Here is a 17,340-nt window from a genome sequence, read left to right as displayed (position 1 = left end):
ATTCTCCTCAGGACGATACGTGACGCTGGCGCAGATCGGTGGCAATGCGCGACATCATGGGATTGTTGAGTCTGCACCAGCGGATTGAGACCGCCAGCAGCAGGTGGAAAAGGGCGGGGAGCAGCGTCTCCATCGCAGTAATTCCCTGCAACGAGGCTGGCGTCTGGTTGCCCGCGCCCGGCTGGTAGGCGACGGCGATAAACACCAGGCTGATGATCCCGGCGCTGGACGCCCAGGCGAGCTTGATGAAAAACAGATTAAAAGCGAAGTTCATGCCAGATGAACGTACCCCGTTTTTCCACTCACCATAGTCATCTGCAAATGCCATCAGCGAGAAGTGCAGGGGCAGGGTAAAACCGAGAATGACGCCGTTACTCAGAATAACGATCAGCCAGAGCATCTGATGAGCCGGACCGCCTGGCAGAAACCACATTCCCGCCGCGAGCGCGGCCAGCACGAGGTTGGTGTAGTAATAGAGTTTGACGGTATCAATCCGGCGAGAAAGGGGATTCACGATCACCGCGCCGAGAATGGCCGCAAAGGTCACCATCGTGAAGAACAGCGAGGTATAAGCGGTACTGCCCTGGAGCACGTAGGTGATGAAGTACATGTAGCCGCCGCCACGAATGTTGAAGACGTTGATCAGCAGGAATGACATCACCAGCATCAGCAGGAGCTGATCGTTGTTGCGCAGGCCGGCCAGATGCTCGCGTAAGGTGAATTTGCCCATCAGCGCCAGCGGGACGCGCTCACGCACCCAGAAGAAGCAGCAGAGGAACATCACCACGGCGATGGCGCACAACACCCCAACGCCGAGCTGATAGCCTCGCGCGGCGTTGCCCTCGCCCAGCGCTGCGACCAGCCACGGCAGGCCAACAGAGACCAAAAAGCCCGCCACACCGCACAGCACAAAGCGCCATGACTGACAGGAGATGACCTCGCTGTGGCGGGTGGTCATGGTGTTGATCAGCGCGCAGTAGGGCACGTTGATGGCGGTATAGCCCACTGACAACAGCAGATAGGTACCAAACGCCCAGGCGATTTTCACCCCCATGCTGGCGTCAGGCACGGTGAAGGTCAGTACACCGATAACTCCGACAGGAAGCGCCACCCACAGCTGCCACGGGCGAAAACGCCCCCAACGGCTTTGTGTTCGGTCGGCAATCACCCCCATCACCGGATCGGAAATGGCATCAAACACGCGCAGGGCAATAAACAGCGTGCCAACGAGCGCAGGCGTCAGACCAAAAACGTCGGTGTAGAAGAAGGTAAGAAAATTCATGATCAGGCAGGTAATGACCGTGCCACCCGCGTCACCCAGGCCGTAGCCTATTTTTTCGCGGACTGACAGGCGGTCATCCATAGCCCCTTGTACGACCTGTGATTCTGTAATCGGTGTGGAAGTCATGAGGTAACTCCTCGGTAATCGATTTTTATCGTATTTATGCAAGGTACCCCATTCATTCTGCACCGAACGCTCGGGCCAACAAGGGAAGGGAAAAGTATAAAAAGGTGACGATTCCGACCTGATGATAAATTTGTGATTTCGATCGGGAAGGCAGGAAGATATTCATTAATAATCAAAGCATAAGATGAATATTAATGGCAATCAGAGCGGAATGGTGAATATCCATGCTTGAATTATCCATAGCGCTTCCGATTAAAGTGCAAAATGGTGGGCTCTTTATTTCCCGGGGCGTGGGCCGGCATCCGGCGCGCAAATTAACTTCGTGGGAGATTATCTTCGTTGAAAAAGGGACATTAACGATCCAGGAAGAAAACACGCTCTTTGAGGTGAAAGCGGGAGAGAGCTTACTGCTCTGGCCGGCGCGTCGACACGTGGGGACAGAAGATTTCCCGGCGGACCTGCGGTTCTACTGGCTGCATTTTGAGGTCGAAGGGCAATCGTCGCCTTTGCCACATGCTTTTCCGGTGGCCATTGAACAACATTGCTGCGTGCGCGATGCTCAATATGTGATTGCGCTATTCCGGCAATTCCTGAGTGAGCAGGAAAAATTACAGCGAAGCGTGGCGCTGGAAATGATTTTGCTGCTGATTTTACAGCAAGTGTCGATCTCCTCAGGTTATGAAGACAGAGCCGATGAAGCCGGCGCGGCCATGGCATGGAAGGCAAAACAGCTTATTCGCACGCAGTTTCATCTGCCGCTTTCCACATCGCAACTGGCAAAAGCCTTGCACTGCAATGCCGATTATCTGGGACGTGTATTTCGCCGGACCTTTCACTTAACCCTGACGGAAGCGATCCATCGCCAGCGCGTCAGGGCGGCAGAAAAGCTGTTGCTGAACGACTCCGCGTCCCTGACCGAAGTGGCAACCCGCTGCGGTTTTAATGATGTCGGGTATTTCCGGCAGATATTTTCAAAGCATACCGGCTTAACGCCCGCCGTCTGGAAACGGCGGTACTGTAAGGAGCATATTAATTCCGGGTAATCACTGCCCGTAGTAGGCATTTGCTCCATGCTTGCGCAGGTAATGTTTATCGAGCAGTTCCTGCTGCATCGTCGGTAGCTGTGGCGCAAGCTGGCGTGAAAACAGCCCCATAAAGGCGCACTCTTCCAGCACCACAGCGTTATGTACCGCATCGGCCGCATTTTTCCCCCAGGTGAACGGGCCGTGAGAATGGACCAGCACCGCCGGGATCTGCATCGGGTTTACGTCGCGCTCCTCAAAGGTTTTGATGATCACTTCACCGGTCTGGTATTCGTATTCACCCGCAATTTCAGCCGGGGTCATCAACCGCGTGCAGGGGATCGCACCATAAAAATAGTCAGCGTGCGTGGTACCCCATGCCGGTAAATCCTGCCCTGCCTGCGCCCAGACAGTGGCGTGGCGGGAATGGGTATGCACAATGCCGCCAATTTCAGGGTAACGGCGATACAGCGCCAGGTGGGTTGGCGTGTCGGAAGAGGGTTTTTTAACCCCCTCGACCACCTGGCCCGTGGCAATGTCCACCACCACCATATCCTCTGCGGACATCACGTCATACTCCACGCCGGAGGGTTTAATCACCATCAGGCCGCGTTCACGATCCACCGCACTGACGTTGCCCCAGGTGAAAGTCACCAGCTGGTGGGCAGGCAGCGCCAGGTTTGCCGCCAGGACCTCGGCTTTGAGTTGTTCTAACATGTCATCCCTCCTTCCTGCATCCGGGCTTCAATCCAGCGGCGTGCCTGGATGATTTCCAGTACCGGCTCTTTGGCTTTTTCAGTCCACATTTCAATCAGAAATGCGCCGCGATAATTGAGCTGATTCAGTGTGTTAAATATGCCCACGAAATCAACGCACCCCTCACCGAACGGTACGTCACGAAACTGTCCGGGGCTTTGTTCAGTCACGGGCTGGGTATCTTTCAGGTGGATGGCGGCGATGCGATCGATGCCCAGCGTCAGCTCGGCGGCCACATCGTTACCCCACGCGCTCAGGTTGCCGACGTCCGGATAAACGCTGAACCATGGCGAAGCGAGCATTTCGTCCCACTTTTTCCATTTGCTGATGGAGTTCATAAACGCGGTATCCATGATCTCCACTGCCAGCATGACCTGCGCGGCGGCGGCCTGCTCCACGGCCCATGCCAGCCCTTCGGCAAAGCGTTGCCGGGTACCTTCGTCATGTTCTTCGTAATAGACGTCATACCCGGCAAGCTGGATGGTGCGAATACCGAGATCGCGCGCCAGACGGATGGCTTTGGTCATAATGGCGCGTGCGCGCTCGCGGACGGTCTCGTCCCGGCTACCAAACGGGAAACGGCGGTGGGCAGACAGACACATCGACGGGATCGCGACCCCGGTTTCCAGCATCGCCTCAACCAGAGAGGCGCGCTGCGCGGTGTTCCACTCAAGGCGGGACAGGCGCTCATCGGTTTCATCGATCGACATCTCGACAAAATCAAATCCGCAGCTTTTTGCCAGCACCAGGCGCTCTGGCCAGGTGAGCGCTTTCGGCAGCGCTTTTTCGTAGATACCTAACGGATGCTGACGCATGGTGACTCCCCCCAGATGTCGCGGATGTGTGAATGGAATGCATGGGCCACCTGCGGTGGGTTAGCAGTGCCTGTCAGTGCCCGTCCGGCAATAAACGCTTTCACATTGATCTGCTTAAACAGCGGCAGGTCGGCGGGGGTAATGCCGCCGGTGATCGAGAGCTGCAGGCCGATATCCGAGAGGGCTTTCATGCTGGCGAGATCCGCCTCGCCCCACTGCTGGCCGCTGGCCTGTGCGTCGCGCCCACGGTGATAAATGGCCTGTGTGACCCCGATACGGTGCCATTCTCGCGCATCATCCAGCGTCCAGTGACCAAACAGCTCCATCTGAATTTCCCCGCCGCAGCGCAGAGCCACCTCGTGACCCTTCTCGACGGTTGCCAGCGGCGCGGCGCAGATAATGGTCATCCAGTTCGCGCCTGCGCCAAACGCCTGTTCAGCCAGCGTTTCTCCGGCATCGGCCACTTTCCAGTCAGCCACGATCGTTTTTTTCGGACACTGCTGGCGCAGTGCGCGCACGGCATTAAGCCCTTCGGTGAGACACAAAATGGTGCCTGCTTCGATAATATCGACGTGATCCGCAAGCCGCTCGACGTCGCGCTGTGCGGCCTGAAGTGAGGTATGGTCGAGCGCCAGCTGCAGTAATGGTCGGCTCATAGGTCGTGCTCCTTAACATGGGCGTGATAGCCCTGTAGTGCTGAAATCAGTAGCTGGTAGCGCTGATACTTGCGCTGGTAGGCCGCATGGGCATGCTTGTCGGGTGTGATGACGCGAATGTGATGTCTGACAGCCTGCTGCGCGGTGCGGAAATCGGGATAAACGCCGGTACCCACCAGCGCGGCCAGCGCCGCGCCGGAACAGCCGGTCTCTTCGACCTGTGGCAGTTCTATTGCCAGACCGCTGACGTCCGCGAGCATTTGCATCCACACATCCGAATGGGCAGGGCCGCCGGTTACGCGCAATGCCTGCACGTGCGTGAAGCGCGCTAGCATGCGGTTAAGATGGGTCATGTGGCTGAAGACCACACCTTCATAGACCGCCTGCAACAGATGCGCGCGGGTATGCAGGGCCTGCATACCGTAAAACCCGCAGGTCATCTCCAGCCCGGCGTTGCTGCCATAGAGGAACGGCAGGAAGAGCAGATCGCTTCCGGCTTTCGGCAGGCTGGCAACGGACTGGTTGATCGCATCGAATGACATGTCGCCCCACTGTGTGGTCAGCCATTCGAGGTTACCGGACGAGGTGGGGCTGGCTTCGTGAACGATGTAGTGCTGCGGATGAACGTAGCGCCCATACACATAGGGATACGGCTCGTTATGGCCTATACCGTTGGCGATCCCGCTGGTGACAGCCCAGGTGCCCATCACGGCGTTGAGCGTGCTGTCGTCATGTAACCCGGCGCAGATCGCGGTGGAAACCACATCAAACAGCCCCCCCACAACGGGTGTACCCGCTGCGAGACCGGTCAGGGCGGCGGCCTGAGCGGTGATTTCCCCGCACATTTCTGCTGAACCGACGATCGGCGGCAGCGCGCCGTCAATTTCGTCGATGCCGAGCCAGCGTGTGAGCTGCGGATCGTACTGCCCGGTGTTCATGTTGTAGAGATTGGATTCAGAGATGTTGCTCTCTTCACACCCTTTAACGCCGGTGAGGCACCAGCGCAGGTAGTCGTGCGCCATCATCACACAGCCAATCTGCTGATAACGGTGCGGTTCATTCTCTTTCACCCAACGCAGGAGGGAGGCGGGATGCCCCGTCCATAGCGTCTGGCGCGTATGCGGATAAAGCTTTTCAGGAATACCGTCCTGCTGCCAGCGCTGTACAATCTCCAGCGCCCGGCGGTCAGAGGAGAGCATGGCGTTGCCGAGGGGCTGGTCATACTTGTCCAGTAAAAACAGTCCTTTACCCTGTGCCGATATCCCGACGCCTTTGATTTGTGCGCCGCCAATGCCGGCCTTTTTAAGCAGCAGGGCGACGGTGGCGTGGCACTGCTGCCAGAGTTGGTGCATATCCCGCTCAGCGTGGCCTGCGTGTGGGCTGAGTGTGGCAACCGAGCGGCGCTCAATACAGACTTCCTGGCCCTGGCTGGTGTACAGACCGGCTTTCAGATACGTTCCGCCACAATCGATACCCAGCCAGAAGGGCTCTTTTTCACTCATCGTTGACTCTCTTGTCTTACGCCCTCTCTTCAGGAGAGGGCGGGGGGATCAGGCTGCGTGCTTATGCGGGTTCACGCCGGGGTTGGGTTCCGCTCCGGCATCGCATTTCGCCGGTAGCATCAGGGCGAGCAGCGAGGCCAGCGCCAGTGAAACCGCGAGGCAGTACACCCCGGCATCTTTGCTGTAGAGGGTGATCAGCACGCCCACCGCGTAAGGGCCGCAGAACCCACCGAGGTTACCCAGGGCGTTAATCACGCCGCGAGCGCCACCGGCCATCTCTGCGCTGAACAGGCGCGCCGGAATCGTCCAGAACACACCCGCAGCGGACTGCAGGAAGAAGCCACAGCCCACCAGCGCGGCATAGGCCAGCCAGATGTTCTCTTTCAACGCCACGGAGAGGAACATGCAGAGCGCGAAGCCAATCAGCGGCAGGGAGACGAACAGCTTGCGCTTGCCGGTACGGTCAGACAGTGAGGAGAACAGGAACATGCCCGCAATGGCGCCGACATAAGGCAGGATGGCGAGCATTCCCACCTGGCCGATGCTGGTATGCGTCAGCTCTTTGAGAATGGTTGGCAGCCAGAGGGTGTAACCGTAAATCCCGGTCTGGTAGAAGAAGTTCAGGGCAATCAGCTGCCACATGGTTTTGTCGGACAGAACCGCACTCAGCGAGGCATTTTTCACCGCTTTTCCGGCAATAGCCTGCTGTTCTGCGGCCAGCGTTTGTATCAGATAATTTTTCTCGGCCTCGGAGATCCAGCGAGCTTCCTGCGGGCGGTCGTAGACGGTGAACACCCAGAGCACCAGCACCACAATGGACATCAGCCCTTCAATGATGAACAGCCAGCGCCAGTCGAGTGCGGTGATAATCCAGCCCGACAGGGGTGCGGTGATGATCCCCGCAATGGGAACAAACATGATGACAATCGCATTGGCGCGGCCGCGTTCGGCGTCCGGGAACCAGTTACTGATCATCGTGAGCACCACAGGCAGCATCCCGCCTTCTGCCACACCGAGTAAGAAGCGCAGTGCCAGCAGTTGATACTGGTTGGTCACAACGCCGGTCAGGACCGAAATCACCGCCCAGGCAACCAGCGACCAGCCAATAAACTTCTTACCGCTGCCATGCACGGCAATCTTGCCGCCGGGCACCTGCAGGAACAGATAACCGATAAAGAAGATCCCACCCGCCAGGCCTGCCATGGTGGCAGAGATACCTAACTCTTCATCCATACCGCCTGGCATCGCAAATGCGATATTCACGCGGTCCATATATGAAATAATACAGGCGATAAGAATAGGCGGAATGATTCTTAACCAGCGCTGGCGCGGAATATCCGCTTGTAGAGCATGAGTAGAAATATTCATATTTAATATCTCAGTGAATGTAACCGGAATAAGATTTTTATTGTTATTGCGTTGCTTTTTTCATTTCACTAATGCCGTCACGCAAAATAGCGATGCGATGGCTGACGTTAGCATTAGCATTTATTTCCAGTAATTTAATACCGGAGAATTTCAATGTTGCGGCACTCGCCGCAGTAAAAAGTGCTTTTACCTGGTCGGTGGTCATTAAACTGTCGGCGCAGAACGGGGAAAATGGCGCGTGCAGATCCTGCCATTCGCCGTACGCTCCGCGGACGGAGGTCCCGGAGAACATCAGTGCGCCCAGCTTCCCGGCCTCAAGTGCGGCTTTAACATGTTCAGGCGGCAGCGTGGTATTGCGTCCTTCGATAGCCGACCGCGCCCAGTTAATGCATACGCTGATATCCGTTTCTTTCACCACCTCAAGCACCTGCGCTAAGGGCAAAAACCCCTTGCGTGGCGCGGGGCCGGTCATGGCATCGCAGTGTTCAAGCACCAGGTCGCATGACCAGTCCCATGAGGTGATTTCGCGTACAGAACGGGAAAACGCAGCGGTAGCTTGTTCAACAGACGGGTTTCCCGCCTGCGGCGCGGCCTGCATCTCCAGGGCGATAATTTTGCCTGGAAAGCGAGTATTGATGGCATCAATCTTTCGCAGCAGATGGCGGTAATAGTCAACGCAGGCTTTGCGCTGTTCTTCATCGGCAGAGGCCAGGCCAAACGCGCCATTTGTGCCGCGGCGGCGCATGGTTTCCATCACCGCGGTAACCACCATTTGCCAGTCTCCCGGCGTATGGCGGAACAGCCATTCGTCACCCAACGGATGGAGATCCTCAAGACACGGTTGCTCCAGCCCGCGAATATCTGGCGTATCGGAAAGCGCTCGCCAGAAGTCCTGCTCTTCTTGTTCCCCTTGCTGGTGAAACGAGGGTGCGCAGGGGTACGCACCAATTATAAAACCGGTGTAAGTCATTTCGCATTCCCAATAGAGTTCAGAAAATTAATCTATTTCGCTGATTGCTACTTTCACCACAATTTTACGAATTGCCGATGCCTTATTTTTAATGCAGGCAGGACGGTGAACATCCTGCGGGAAAAATATGGCGTACGTGCCGGGCGTCATTTCTATAAATGATTCATTTTCGCTGCCGTGATAAAAAATAATATCCCGCTGTTCCAGCAGCGATTCGCTTATTTCGTTATTGCCGGTATCAATGGCGACACCGATTTTCTCTTCACCCCATGCCAGAAACTGAATGTCCAGATAGCGACGGTGCACTTCGGGACGGTTCTCATCCCACGTTTGAGTGGTGAGGTCGAGCACCTGAGCAAAGATGTTACGTCCGTCAATGTCCACCACGCCAGGTGCCAGCGCCGTGAAATCCGTGGTGCGCAGAAAATCGAGCGCTTTCTCTATCGCCCGCGGCAGGCGACACGGATTTGGCTGCGAAATATGTCCTAAAATCATGGCCCACTCCTTACAGAGACTGGATTTTCGCCCACACGCTGTCGTCAATGGTGATGCCGTTGCGGCGGTTCTCTTCGAGCAGACGTGTGAATTCATGACCCGGCAGTCGAACCGCGACGTTGTCATCAGCCCGCTCGGCGTTGATGATAAAGTCCATGATGCGCTGCAGTTTGGCATCGCGGGTGGGTCCGTCGATCAAACGATCGACCTCGATGGCGATAAAGATTTGTGACACGCCATATTCGTCGCTGTTGTCCTGGGTCACTTCCGCAACGGAGGATCCGTTGGAGAGCAGGGTTGCGATCATGTCGAGGACGATGGATAAGCCCGATCCTTTCCAGTAGCCCATCGGCAGAATGCGGCGGTTTTTCTCGATCACACCAGGTTCTCTGGTGAGGTGCCCTTCATCGTCAAACCCCCCATCCACCGGCAACGTGCGTCCGGCCAGGCGATTCACTTCCAGCATGCCGTAGGAGAACATTGACATCGACATATCGACCATTGTGATCGGCGTAGACGGAATCGCCACGATCAGAGGGTTAGTGCCGATGCAGCACGCTTTTGAGCCCCAGGCTGGCATGACGGCAATGGAGTTAGTCCAGCAGATCCCGATGTACCCCTTCTCTGCGGCCTGCCAGCCGTAGCTGCCGCCGCGCATCCAGTGGTTGGCGTTTCGCAGAGCCACCAGGCCGATACCGTGGTCGGCGGCCAGTTCGGTGGCGCGATCCATCATCTTTTTCGCCGTCAGGTTGCCAATCGAACGTCGGGCATCCCACTGTTCGATGGCACCTAGCGAGGTCACCCGTGTTGGCTGGGCATCAGGAATGATGTCGCCGGCATCAAGCTGCTGAATGAAACGAGGGAAGCGGTTAACCCCGTGTGAATAGACGCCCGATTCCGTGGTGCGGGCAAACATCTCCGCGCAGGCGTCGGCGGTGTCCGCTTTTACGCCGCGATCGACCAGGACCCGCCTGAACGCCGCTTTTAACTCTTCAAAGGTCACTTTCATCCCTGTTCTCCTGTTTTTGTCGGGGCAAGTGCGAGTGCTTTTTTATCGCTAAATTTCACTATGCGAAATCTGATTTCAAATATAGCGATCAAATTTTGCCAGATCAACGACATTCATGATTTTCAAAATCGATTAAAATCAACTGGTTGTGTTTTTTCTGTTGAGATCGTGAACTGAACCACACTTTGCGCTACCATCAGGACGCGATAAAAAGGAGCCATTGGATGAGCACGAAAGAGAGCGAAATGACGCAAGAGAAAGAGAGGCCAGCAGGTAGCCAGAGCTTGTTTCGCGGCCTGATGCTGATTGAGATCCTCAGCAACTACCCGAACGGGTGTCCGTTGGCCCATTTATCGGAACTGGCAGGGCTGAATAAAAGCACCGTGCACCGCTTACTGCAGGGGTTACAGTCGTGCGGGTACGTTACCCCGGCGCCTGCGGCGGGTAGCTACCGCCTGACCACCAAATTTATCGCCGTCGGGCAAAAGGCGCTGTCGTCGCTGAATATCATTCACGTGGCGGCCCCGCACCTTGAGACGCTGAATATCGCCACCGGTGAGACGGTGAACTTCTCAAGCCGCGAGGACGATCATGCGATTCTGATTTATAAGCTGGAGCCCACAACCGGTATGCTGCGCACGCGTGCTTACATCGGTCAGCATATGCCGCTTTATTGTTCGGCGATGGGCAAAATCTACATGGCGTTTGGTCATCAGGACTATGTGGCGAGCTACTGGCAGAGCCATCAGGAGCAGATCCAGCCGCTCACCCGCAACACGATTACCGAACTGAGTGCGATGTATGACGAGCTGGCGGAAATCCGCGAGCACAGCATGGCGATGGATAAAGAAGAGAACGAGCTGGGCGTCTCCTGTCTTGCCGTACCGGTGTTTGATATTCATGGCCGCGTGCCGTACGCGATCTCCATTTCGCTCTCGACGTCCCGCATGAAGCAAATTGGTGAAAAAAACCTGCTGAAACCGCTGCGGGAAACGGCAGAGGCTATCTCAAAAGAGTTGGGTTTTAACGTGCGCGGAGCGTGACAGATGAACCGATTTATCCTGGCTGATACGGAAAAATGCATTGGCTGCCGTACCTGCGAAGTGGCCTGCGTGGTGTCGCATCAGGGAATGCTTTCTGCAGGCGCGTTTGCGCCCCGCATTCGGGTGGTCAAAGGCGGCGCATTCACTACGGCTGTGGGCTGCCATCAGTGTGAAGATGCCCCTTGTGCCACTGTTTGTCCGACACAGGCTATTCGCCACACCGCGGGTGCCTGGCGGGTGGAGCCGGCGCGCTGTATTGGCTGTAAAAGTTGTGTGGTAGCGTGCCCGTTTGGGGCGATGCAGGTTCAGCGAGTGGGGAACCGCCTTCAGGCGGTGAAATGTGATTTGTGCGCAGATCGCGAGGCTGGACCCGCCTGTGTGGAGGCGTGCCCAACCCACGCGCTGCGCTGCGTTGACCCCGCCAGATTACGCACCGAACGGCTGCATAATCTGGCGTAACGCGTTACTGGCTATCTTCGCGCCAGGCGTACTCGATCTCTTCGGCGAGAATTTTCACGCCCGCTTCGATTTTCTCCGGATCGGGCACGTAGTTCATGCGCATGCACTGATGCGTATGCGGCCACGGCTTATCCAGCCCCGGGAAGAAGTAATCACCCGGCACCATCAACACGCCGCGCTTTTTCAGGCGCTGGTAGAGAAGCTCGGTGGTGATCGGCAGATCCTTAAACCACAGCCACAGGAAAATCGCCCCTTCAGGTTTGTGGATCAGGCAGCGTTCTTCCGGTAAGTAGCGGCGAAGAATGGCGATCGTTTCCTGTACCCGCTGGTAATAGAACGGCTTGATAACCTCGTTCGACAGGCGCAGCAGGTCATTACGTTTGATCATTTCGCACATCATCGCCGGGCCGATTCCCCCCGGGGAAAGGCTGATAATGCCGTTCATGTTGGTAATGGCGGTGATGATTTTTTCATTGGCGATGATGATCCCGCAACGGCTGCCCGGCAGACCCAGCTTGGAAAGGCTCATACACAGGACGATGTTCGGGTTCCACAGCGGACGTGCTTCGCTGAAGATGATCCCCGGGAACGGCACGCCATAAGCGTTATCAATCACCAGCGGGATGTCGTGCTGATTCGCCAGCGCATCCAGCTTCATCAGTTCGTCGTCGGTGATGACGTTGCCCGTTGGGTTGGTTGGACGTGATACGCAGATCATGCCCGTCTCTTCACCAATATGCAGATGTTCAAAGTCGACGTGATATTTGAACTGGCCTTCTGGCAGCAGCTCAATATTCGGGCGCGCCGAGACGAACAGATCCTCTTCGAGGCCGGAATCGGCATAGCCGATGTACTCTGGCGCCAGCGGGAACAGCACTTTTTTGGTGGTGCCGTCGGCACGACGGCCTGCGAACAGATTAAACAAGTAGAAAAATGCGCTCTGACTGCCGTTTGTCAGTGCAATATTCTGTGGTTCGATATCCCAACCCAGCTCTTTGCGCAGCATTTCAGCAAGCAGTGTCAGCAGTTCGGTTTTACCCTGTGGGCCGTCGTAGTTGCAAAGCGCATCGGTTGCTTTCCCGTTTTCCAGCATCTGAGCCAGCAGCGTCTGAAAATAGGTGTTCATCTCCGGGATTTGAGCCGGGTTTCCGCCGCCGAGCATGATGGCGCCTGGTGTGCGCAGCCCGTCGTTGAGGTCCTCCATCAGGCGAGTAATGCCTGAATGGCGGGTGAATTTGTCGCCGAAAAGTGAAAACGTCATAGCAGGTGATCTGTCGAGCTTATTTTGAAAGTGGGTAACCATAACGCTAGCACCGTGCTGGTGCAAATCGAGAGATGCGGTCGGGATTGTTGTTTTATGTGGTGGGAAGGCATTTAGGTAGTGGATTGTTCTGGTGAAATATCCCTCTCCCGGAGGGGAGAGGGAACCGGTTTGCGTCGTTATTGATTACCTGCCCACACCACCATGACCTTATCGCCATTGTGCTCGCGAACGAAGCCGTAGCCTTCTTTCAGCGAGAGCGTGGTTTGTTTGCCTTCACCTATTGCGGGATGACGGGCGCGGAACTGGCCCAGAACCTGCCAGTGGGCGACGGTTAAGGCCTGCTTGCCCGTCACGTCCTGCCAGTTCATATCCGAGCGGGTGCCCTGTAATGGATCGGACCCTGTCGGTCCGAATGGCCGCCCGGATTCATCGCCGTAGTAAATTTGTACGCTGCCCGGTGCGAGCAGGAGCAGCTCTGCGGCACGCTGGCCGCCTTCACGGAAAAGGCGTGTGTCATGCGACGAGAGATAGCTCAGGACATTGAAGCTTTGCAGTTTTTCCGCCATCTGCTGCCAGGTCAGGTCGATGTCCGCCAGACAACCGACCGCTTTTGCTGCCTGCTCCTGATAATCAAAGTTGATCATCGCGTCAAACCCGTGGCGGTAATAATCGCTTTGCATCACGCCGTGGCCCCATGACTCGCCGGTCATCCAGAACGGAGTATTGTCGAGTTTTTTGTCGGGGTTCGCGCCTTTCCAGGCTGCCAGCGCCTGGCTTGCCTGATCTTTCAACTGCTGCCAGGCCTCGAGTTCCACGTGTTTTGCCGTATCCACACGGAAACCGTCAATGCCATAGTCACGTACCCACTGGCTGAGCCAGTGGGTCAGGTAATCACGCGGGGTGTAGCCCGAAATGGCCTTCGCGTGGGTATCAGGTTTATGTTGGTAGAAGTTGGGTAAACCGGAAGGGGTCGTCGACTCCGTTTTCAGATCCGGCAGGAACGCCAGCGACAGGGTTAAATCGTCGAAGCCGGGATTGTCATAATCACCAATGTCGGTGCGGATCCACTTTTTACCCCACCATTTTTCCCAGGCGGCTTTGTCGCTGAAGTTGATGTAATCGTTGAAGCTATGCCAGCTTTGGCCTGCTCCCGGCTTCCAGTCCGTCCAGTGCTCGCCCAGCGTTTTTTTCAGTTCATCACCCTGCAGATAAAGGGCCCCGAACTGGAACGCCTGCATGTCTGCGAGCGTCGCGTAACCCGTGTGGTTCATGACGATATCAAACAGGATGCGGATACCGCGTTTATGCGCTTCATCGACAAGGTGGCGTAAATCATCTTCGGTGCCCATGTTGGCATCAAGCGTGGTCCAGTCCTGGGTGTAGTAGCCATGATAGGCGTAGTGGGGGAAGTCACCTTTGGTGCCACCGCCAACCCAGCCGTGGATCTGCTCCAGCGGGGAGCTTATCCAGAGCGCATTCACGCCCAGCTGCTGTAAATAATCGAGCCGGGTTGTAAGCCCCTTGAGATCGCCACCGTGGAAGGTGCCGATCTCCTGCATGCCATCTTTGTGGCGTCCATAGCTGTTATCGTTAGAGGGATCGCCGTTGACAAAGCGGTCAGTCAGCACGAAATAGACGGTGGCGTTTTGCCAGCTAAACGGCGCAGGTTTGTCGGTTTCGGCGCGTTCAAGCAGCAGCAGGCCGTTGCTGTTGGCGGCGGGTTGCAGGGTGATTTTTCCATTCTGCACTGTTGCAGTCTGTTTGCTGTAGAAATCACGGACCACCGATCCTTCCGGGAAATCGTTGCCAACTTCAAGCGTCAGGGGTTTACCGTCCCACTTCGGACACTGGCGGGTAACGTTTGCAAGCGACGGTTCCGTTGCGCTCTGAATAGTCAGCATCAGTGTGGGCGTACCAGAGCGGGTATCGACACGCATCTGATACTCGCCGTCGCGGAACAGTCGCCACTGCGGCGGCGTGCCGTCACATTTTTTAAGCGACAGCATCTCATTGAGTTTTATTGCATCCGTTGGCTGCCAGCACGTGTTGTCAAAACTCAGCGTAAGAGGGCGAGTACCCTTCGCAAGCTTTGCCTGGCTGGTGAATATCCCGGTACCTTCGGCGCTAAAGGCGTTGAAACCCGGTGATGACCAGTCAGCATGAGCCAGTGCGGGTAACATCAGAAAAGCTAATGCGGTGCGTTTCATTCCATTTTCCTGTCGCGGCATTTTTGACCAGTGTGCCATCAGGTGTGGGGTAAAAACTCATCCCCCGGGGCTTTCTGCAAGGATGACGCGTGAGGATGAGTGATCCCGCGCAAAATTAGGAAGTTATCTGCGAGTTCGCGCACAATTTTTCAGAATTGATGCTTATGTGAGCAGGTTTCAGGTGACATAGTTTCGGAATTGGACTATTTCTATACGTGCTCTTGCAGTCTATTTTTGTTATGATTTGAGATTCCGCTCTCAAATTTGTGAAAAAAATAAGGTGTTGGAATGTTTATATCCGACCAGGAGACCTAATGATATCGACTCCCATTCGACGATATGGGGCCGCGATACTCATGTTACTCACCATGGCATTTTCGGGTGAGGTGCTTGCGAAGACGCACACGGATACAACGAGTAAGAAAGCCCACGTAATAAAGACGACAAGTAGTAAGGTTAGCAGTAAACAAGAGTATTCTCGCAATAGTGCAAAGAGTAGTTCACTTCCTGATTTGCGAAAATACCCTTCCGGAACACCAAGGAAAAAAGCGTTTCTCCGGACGGTAATGCCTTACATCACAAGTCAAAACGCCGCGATTACTGCGGATCGTAACTGGTTGATTGCCAAACAGTACGACAGCCGTTGGTCGCCATCAGAACGCGCGCGTCTGAAAGATATCACCAAACGCTACAAGGTGAGCTGGAACGGTAACACGCGCCGTGTGCCGTGGAACTCTCTCTTAGAGCGTGTCGACATTATCCCGGGGAGCATGGTTGCGACCATGGCTGCAGCAGAAAGTGGCTGGGGTACCTCGAAACTGGCGCGTAATAACAACAACCTGTTTGGTATGAAATGTATCAAGGGGCGTTGTAACAATGCACCAGGTAAGGTGAAAGGCTATTCTCAGTTTGAATCAGTGAAAGATTCCGTGAATGCCTACGTGGTGAATCTGAACACGCATCCGGCCTACTCATCGTTCCGTAAATCGCGCGCTCAGCTGCGTAAAGCGGATCAGGAAGTGACGGCCAGCACGATGATCCACAAGCTGAAAGGTTATTCGACCAAGGGACAGAGCTATAACAACTATCTGTTCGCGATGTACCAGGATAACCAGCGCTTAATCGCCGCACATATGTAATTCAAAAAAACGCCTTCCATCGGAAGGCGTTTTCTTTTCTCTTTTTTCTACATCATCACTTCGCTGTGACGCTCCCGGTACTCTTTTGGCGTACTTTCATACTCCTTTCGGAACACCGAATAAAAATATTGCAGCGACGGGTAACCGCACATCTGTGAGATTTCGTTGATCGACAATGAGGTGGAGATCAGCAGGCTGCGTGCTTTCTCCAGTTTCTCGGCGTGGATGACCGCATGAATGGTTTCGCCCACTTCCTCTTTAAACCGCTTCTCCAGATTCGAACGGGAAATGCCCACCGAGTCCAGCACCTGATCGACCTTAATCCCTTTGCAGGCGTTGTTGCGAATGTAGTGCATGGCCTGAATAACTGCCGGGTCGCTTAAGGAGCGGTAATCCGTTGAACGGCGTTCGACTACACGGACAGGGGGAACCAGTAAGCGCTGAAGCGGCAACGCTTCTTTATCCAGCAGACGATGCAGTAACTTCGCCGCCTGATAGCCCATCTGACGCGTACCCTGTGCCACGGACGAGAGCGCCACGCGAGAGAGGTAACGCGTCAGCTCCTCGTTATCGATGCCAATGACGCACAGTTTTTCCGGCACCGGAATGTGTAAATGTTCGCAGACCTGCAAGACGTGGCGGGCTCGAGCATCCGTAACGGCAATGATGCCGGTTTGCGGCGGCAGGGTTTGCAGCCAGTCCGCCAGTCGGTTTTGCGCGTGCTGCCAGTTTTCCGGCGCGGTCTCCAGCCCCTGATAAACCACGCCGCGGTACTTCTCCTGCGCGACAAGCTGACAGAAAGCATGTTCGCGCTCAACTGCCCAGCGCTTGCCGCTGGTTGACGGTAAACCATAAAACGCGAAGCGATGGACGCCTTTCTCTTTCAAATGCAGGAAGGCGGTCTCAACCAGCGCATGGTTATCGGTGGCGATATAGTGGACCGGCGGATAGTGCTCGGGCGCATGGTAAGAGCCGCCGACGCCGACAATCGGAACGTCGACGTCAGTCAGCAATTGCTCAATGACGGGGTCGTCGTAGTCAGCGATGACCCCATCGCCCAGCCACTCTTTGATGTTTTCGAGACGGGTTCGGAAATCTTCTTCGATAAAAATATCCCACTCGGATTGCGACGCCTGCAAATATTCACCAACGCCCTCCACCACCTGACGGTCGTAGGCTTTGTTGGCATTGAATAACAACGTGATGCGGTGACGCTTTTCAAACATG

General features: G+C 55.6%; 16 protein-coding genes. 4 read left to right on the top strand and 12 right to left on the bottom strand.

Features of this window, described 5'->3' with window-relative positions; genetic code table 11:
* Positions 1-7: 7 nt before the first annotated feature.
* Positions 8-1,408 carry an MFS transporter gene (locus BJ887_RS19895; RefSeq protein ID WP_020882660.1) on the bottom strand — a complete coding sequence of 467 codons (1,401 nt, stop codon included), beginning with the start codon at positions 1,406-1,408 and terminating at the stop codon, positions 8-10.
* A gap of 224 nt (positions 1,409-1,632) precedes the next feature.
* On the opposite strand from BJ887_RS19895, the gene BJ887_RS19890 reads away from it, so the two are divergent.
* Positions 1,633-2,451 carry a helix-turn-helix domain-containing protein gene (locus BJ887_RS19890; RefSeq protein ID WP_020882659.1) on the top strand — a complete coding sequence of 273 codons (819 nt, stop codon included), beginning with the start codon at positions 1,633-1,635 and terminating at the stop codon, positions 2,449-2,451.
* Here BJ887_RS19890 and araD read toward each other — a convergent pair whose 3' ends face one another.
* Genes araD through yiaK form a run of 8 tightly spaced genes read right to left on the bottom strand, consistent with a single transcriptional unit; the run spans position 2,452 to position 10,001 of the window.
* Positions 2,452-3,147: an L-ribulose-5-phosphate 4-epimerase gene (gene araD / locus BJ887_RS19885; protein ID WP_014168101.1), complete on the bottom strand. Its 696-nt coding sequence runs from the start codon at positions 3,145-3,147 to the stop codon at positions 2,452-2,454.
* A complete protein-coding gene (locus BJ887_RS19880; RefSeq protein ID WP_014168102.1) occupies positions 3,141-4,001 on the bottom strand; it encodes an L-ribulose-5-phosphate 3-epimerase in 861 nt (286 codons plus the stop codon). Before BJ887_RS19880 ends, araD begins: the two co-directional genes overlap by 7 nt.
* Positions 3,983-4,657: a 3-keto-L-gulonate-6-phosphate decarboxylase UlaD gene (gene ulaD / locus BJ887_RS19875; RefSeq protein ID WP_040018411.1), complete on the bottom strand. Its 675-nt coding sequence runs from the start codon at positions 4,655-4,657 to the stop codon at positions 3,983-3,985. The genes BJ887_RS19880 and ulaD overlap by 19 nt, the downstream gene beginning before the upstream one ends.
* A complete protein-coding gene (locus tag BJ887_RS19870) occupies positions 4,654-6,159 on the bottom strand; it encodes an FGGY-family carbohydrate kinase (protein ID WP_121340324.1) in 1,506 nt (501 codons plus the stop codon). The genes ulaD and BJ887_RS19870 overlap by 4 nt, the downstream gene beginning before the upstream one ends.
* A gap of 48 nt (positions 6,160-6,207) precedes the next feature.
* A complete protein-coding gene (locus BJ887_RS19865; protein WP_014168105.1) occupies positions 6,208-7,527 on the bottom strand; it encodes an MFS transporter in 1,320 nt (439 codons plus the stop codon).
* A gap of 43 nt (positions 7,528-7,570) precedes the next feature.
* Positions 7,571-8,497 carry a DUF4862 family protein gene (locus BJ887_RS19860; protein WP_014168106.1) on the bottom strand — a complete coding sequence of 309 codons (927 nt, stop codon included), beginning with the start codon at positions 8,495-8,497 and terminating at the stop codon, positions 7,571-7,573.
* Positions 8,498-8,524: 27 nt separating this feature from the next.
* Positions 8,525-8,992, bottom strand: a complete 468-nt coding sequence (locus BJ887_RS19855; protein ID WP_047954894.1) for a YhcH/YjgK/YiaL family protein — start codon at positions 8,990-8,992, stop codon at positions 8,525-8,527.
* 10 nt (positions 8,993-9,002) lie between these two features.
* Complete coding sequence (gene yiaK, locus BJ887_RS19850; protein ID WP_014168108.1) at positions 9,003-10,001, bottom strand: 3-dehydro-L-gulonate 2-dehydrogenase; 999 nt, start codon at positions 9,999-10,001, stop codon at positions 9,003-9,005.
* Positions 10,002-10,225: 224 nt separating this feature from the next.
* Between yiaK and yiaJ the strand changes: the two genes are divergently transcribed.
* Entirely contained in the window at positions 10,226-11,044 is an 819-nt protein-coding gene (yiaJ, locus tag BJ887_RS19845) for an IclR family transcriptional regulator YiaJ (RefSeq protein WP_020882654.1), read from the top strand.
* A gap of 3 nt (positions 11,045-11,047) precedes the next feature.
* A complete protein-coding gene (locus tag BJ887_RS19840) occupies positions 11,048-11,503 on the top strand; it encodes a 4Fe-4S dicluster domain-containing protein (protein WP_121340323.1) in 456 nt (151 codons plus the stop codon).
* Between the two features lie 4 nt (positions 11,504-11,507).
* Here BJ887_RS19840 and avtA read toward each other — a convergent pair whose 3' ends face one another.
* Both avtA and BJ887_RS19830 read right to left on the bottom strand, forming a co-directional pair.
* Positions 11,508-12,764, bottom strand: coding sequence for a valine--pyruvate transaminase (avtA, locus tag BJ887_RS19835; protein WP_047954895.1), 1,257 nt, complete (start codon positions 12,762-12,764; stop codon positions 11,508-11,510).
* Positions 12,765-12,943: 179 nt separating this feature from the next.
* Positions 12,944-14,974, bottom strand: coding sequence for an alpha-amylase (locus BJ887_RS19830; RefSeq protein WP_121340322.1), 2,031 nt, complete (start codon positions 14,972-14,974; stop codon positions 12,944-12,946).
* 314 nt (positions 14,975-15,288) lie between these two features.
* On the opposite strand from BJ887_RS19830, the gene BJ887_RS19820 reads away from it, so the two are divergent.
* Positions 15,289-16,113 (top strand): protein bax, encoded by an 825-nt coding sequence (locus BJ887_RS19820; RefSeq protein ID WP_020882650.1) that lies wholly within the window; start codon positions 15,289-15,291, stop codon positions 16,111-16,113.
* 47 nt (positions 16,114-16,160) lie between these two features.
* Here BJ887_RS19820 and xylR read toward each other — a convergent pair whose 3' ends face one another.
* Positions 16,161-17,339 carry a D-xylose utilization transcriptional activator XylR gene (xylR, locus tag BJ887_RS19815; RefSeq protein ID WP_020882649.1) on the bottom strand — a complete coding sequence of 393 codons (1,179 nt, stop codon included), beginning with the start codon at positions 17,337-17,339 and terminating at the stop codon, positions 16,161-16,163.
* Position 17,340: the final 1 nt, after the last annotated feature.

This window comes from Enterobacter sp. WPR_3_1 (assembly GCF_003635055.1).
In the GTDB taxonomy this organism is placed as follows: Bacteria; Pseudomonadota; Gammaproteobacteria; order Enterobacterales; family Enterobacteriaceae; genus Enterobacter; species Enterobacter ludwigii.
Note: the sequence above shows the minus strand (reverse complement) of the source record. Positions and strands in the feature narration are given on the sequence as shown.

Excerpts from the sequence above, each read along its gene's own strand:
- avtA (WP_047954895.1), bottom strand. The coding sequence starts at position 12,764 with ATGACGTTTTCACTTTTCGGCGACAAATTCACCCGCCATTCAGGCATT.
- BJ887_RS19855 (WP_047954894.1), bottom strand. The coding sequence starts at position 8,992 with ATGATTTTAGGACATATTTCGCAGCCAAATCCGTGTCGCCTGCCGCGG.
- BJ887_RS19865 (WP_014168105.1), bottom strand. The coding sequence starts at position 7,527 with ATGAATATTTCTACTCATGCTCTACAAGCGGATATTCCGCGCCAGCGC.
- xylR (WP_020882649.1), bottom strand. The coding sequence starts at position 17,339 with ATGTTTGAAAAGCGTCACCGCATCACGTTGTTATTCAATGCCAACAAA.
- BJ887_RS19830 (WP_121340322.1), bottom strand. The coding sequence starts at position 14,974 with ATGAAACGCACCGCATTAGCTTTTCTGATGTTACCCGCACTGGCTCAT.
- BJ887_RS19870 (WP_121340324.1), bottom strand. The coding sequence starts at position 6,159 with ATGAGTGAAAAAGAGCCCTTCTGGCTGGGTATCGATTGTGGCGGAACG.
- araD (WP_014168101.1), bottom strand. The coding sequence starts at position 3,147 with ATGTTAGAACAACTCAAAGCCGAGGTCCTGGCGGCAAACCTGGCGCTG.
- ulaD (WP_040018411.1), bottom strand. The coding sequence starts at position 4,657 with ATGAGCCGACCATTACTGCAGCTGGCGCTCGACCATACCTCACTTCAG.
- yiaK (WP_014168108.1), bottom strand. The coding sequence starts at position 10,001 with ATGAAAGTGACCTTTGAAGAGTTAAAAGCGGCGTTCAGGCGGGTCCTG.
- BJ887_RS19820 (WP_020882650.1), top strand. The coding sequence starts at position 15,289 with ATGATATCGACTCCCATTCGACGATATGGGGCCGCGATACTCATGTTA.
- BJ887_RS19890 (WP_020882659.1), top strand. The coding sequence starts at position 1,633 with ATGCTTGAATTATCCATAGCGCTTCCGATTAAAGTGCAAAATGGTGGG.
- BJ887_RS19860 (WP_014168106.1), bottom strand. The coding sequence starts at position 8,497 with ATGACTTACACCGGTTTTATAATTGGTGCGTACCCCTGCGCACCCTCG.
- BJ887_RS19840 (WP_121340323.1), top strand. The coding sequence starts at position 11,048 with ATGAACCGATTTATCCTGGCTGATACGGAAAAATGCATTGGCTGCCGT.
- yiaJ (WP_020882654.1), top strand. The coding sequence starts at position 10,226 with ATGAGCACGAAAGAGAGCGAAATGACGCAAGAGAAAGAGAGGCCAGCA.
- BJ887_RS19880 (WP_014168102.1), bottom strand. The coding sequence starts at position 4,001 with ATGCGTCAGCATCCGTTAGGTATCTACGAAAAAGCGCTGCCGAAAGCG.
- BJ887_RS19895 (WP_020882660.1), bottom strand. The coding sequence starts at position 1,408 with ATGACTTCCACACCGATTACAGAATCACAGGTCGTACAAGGGGCTATG.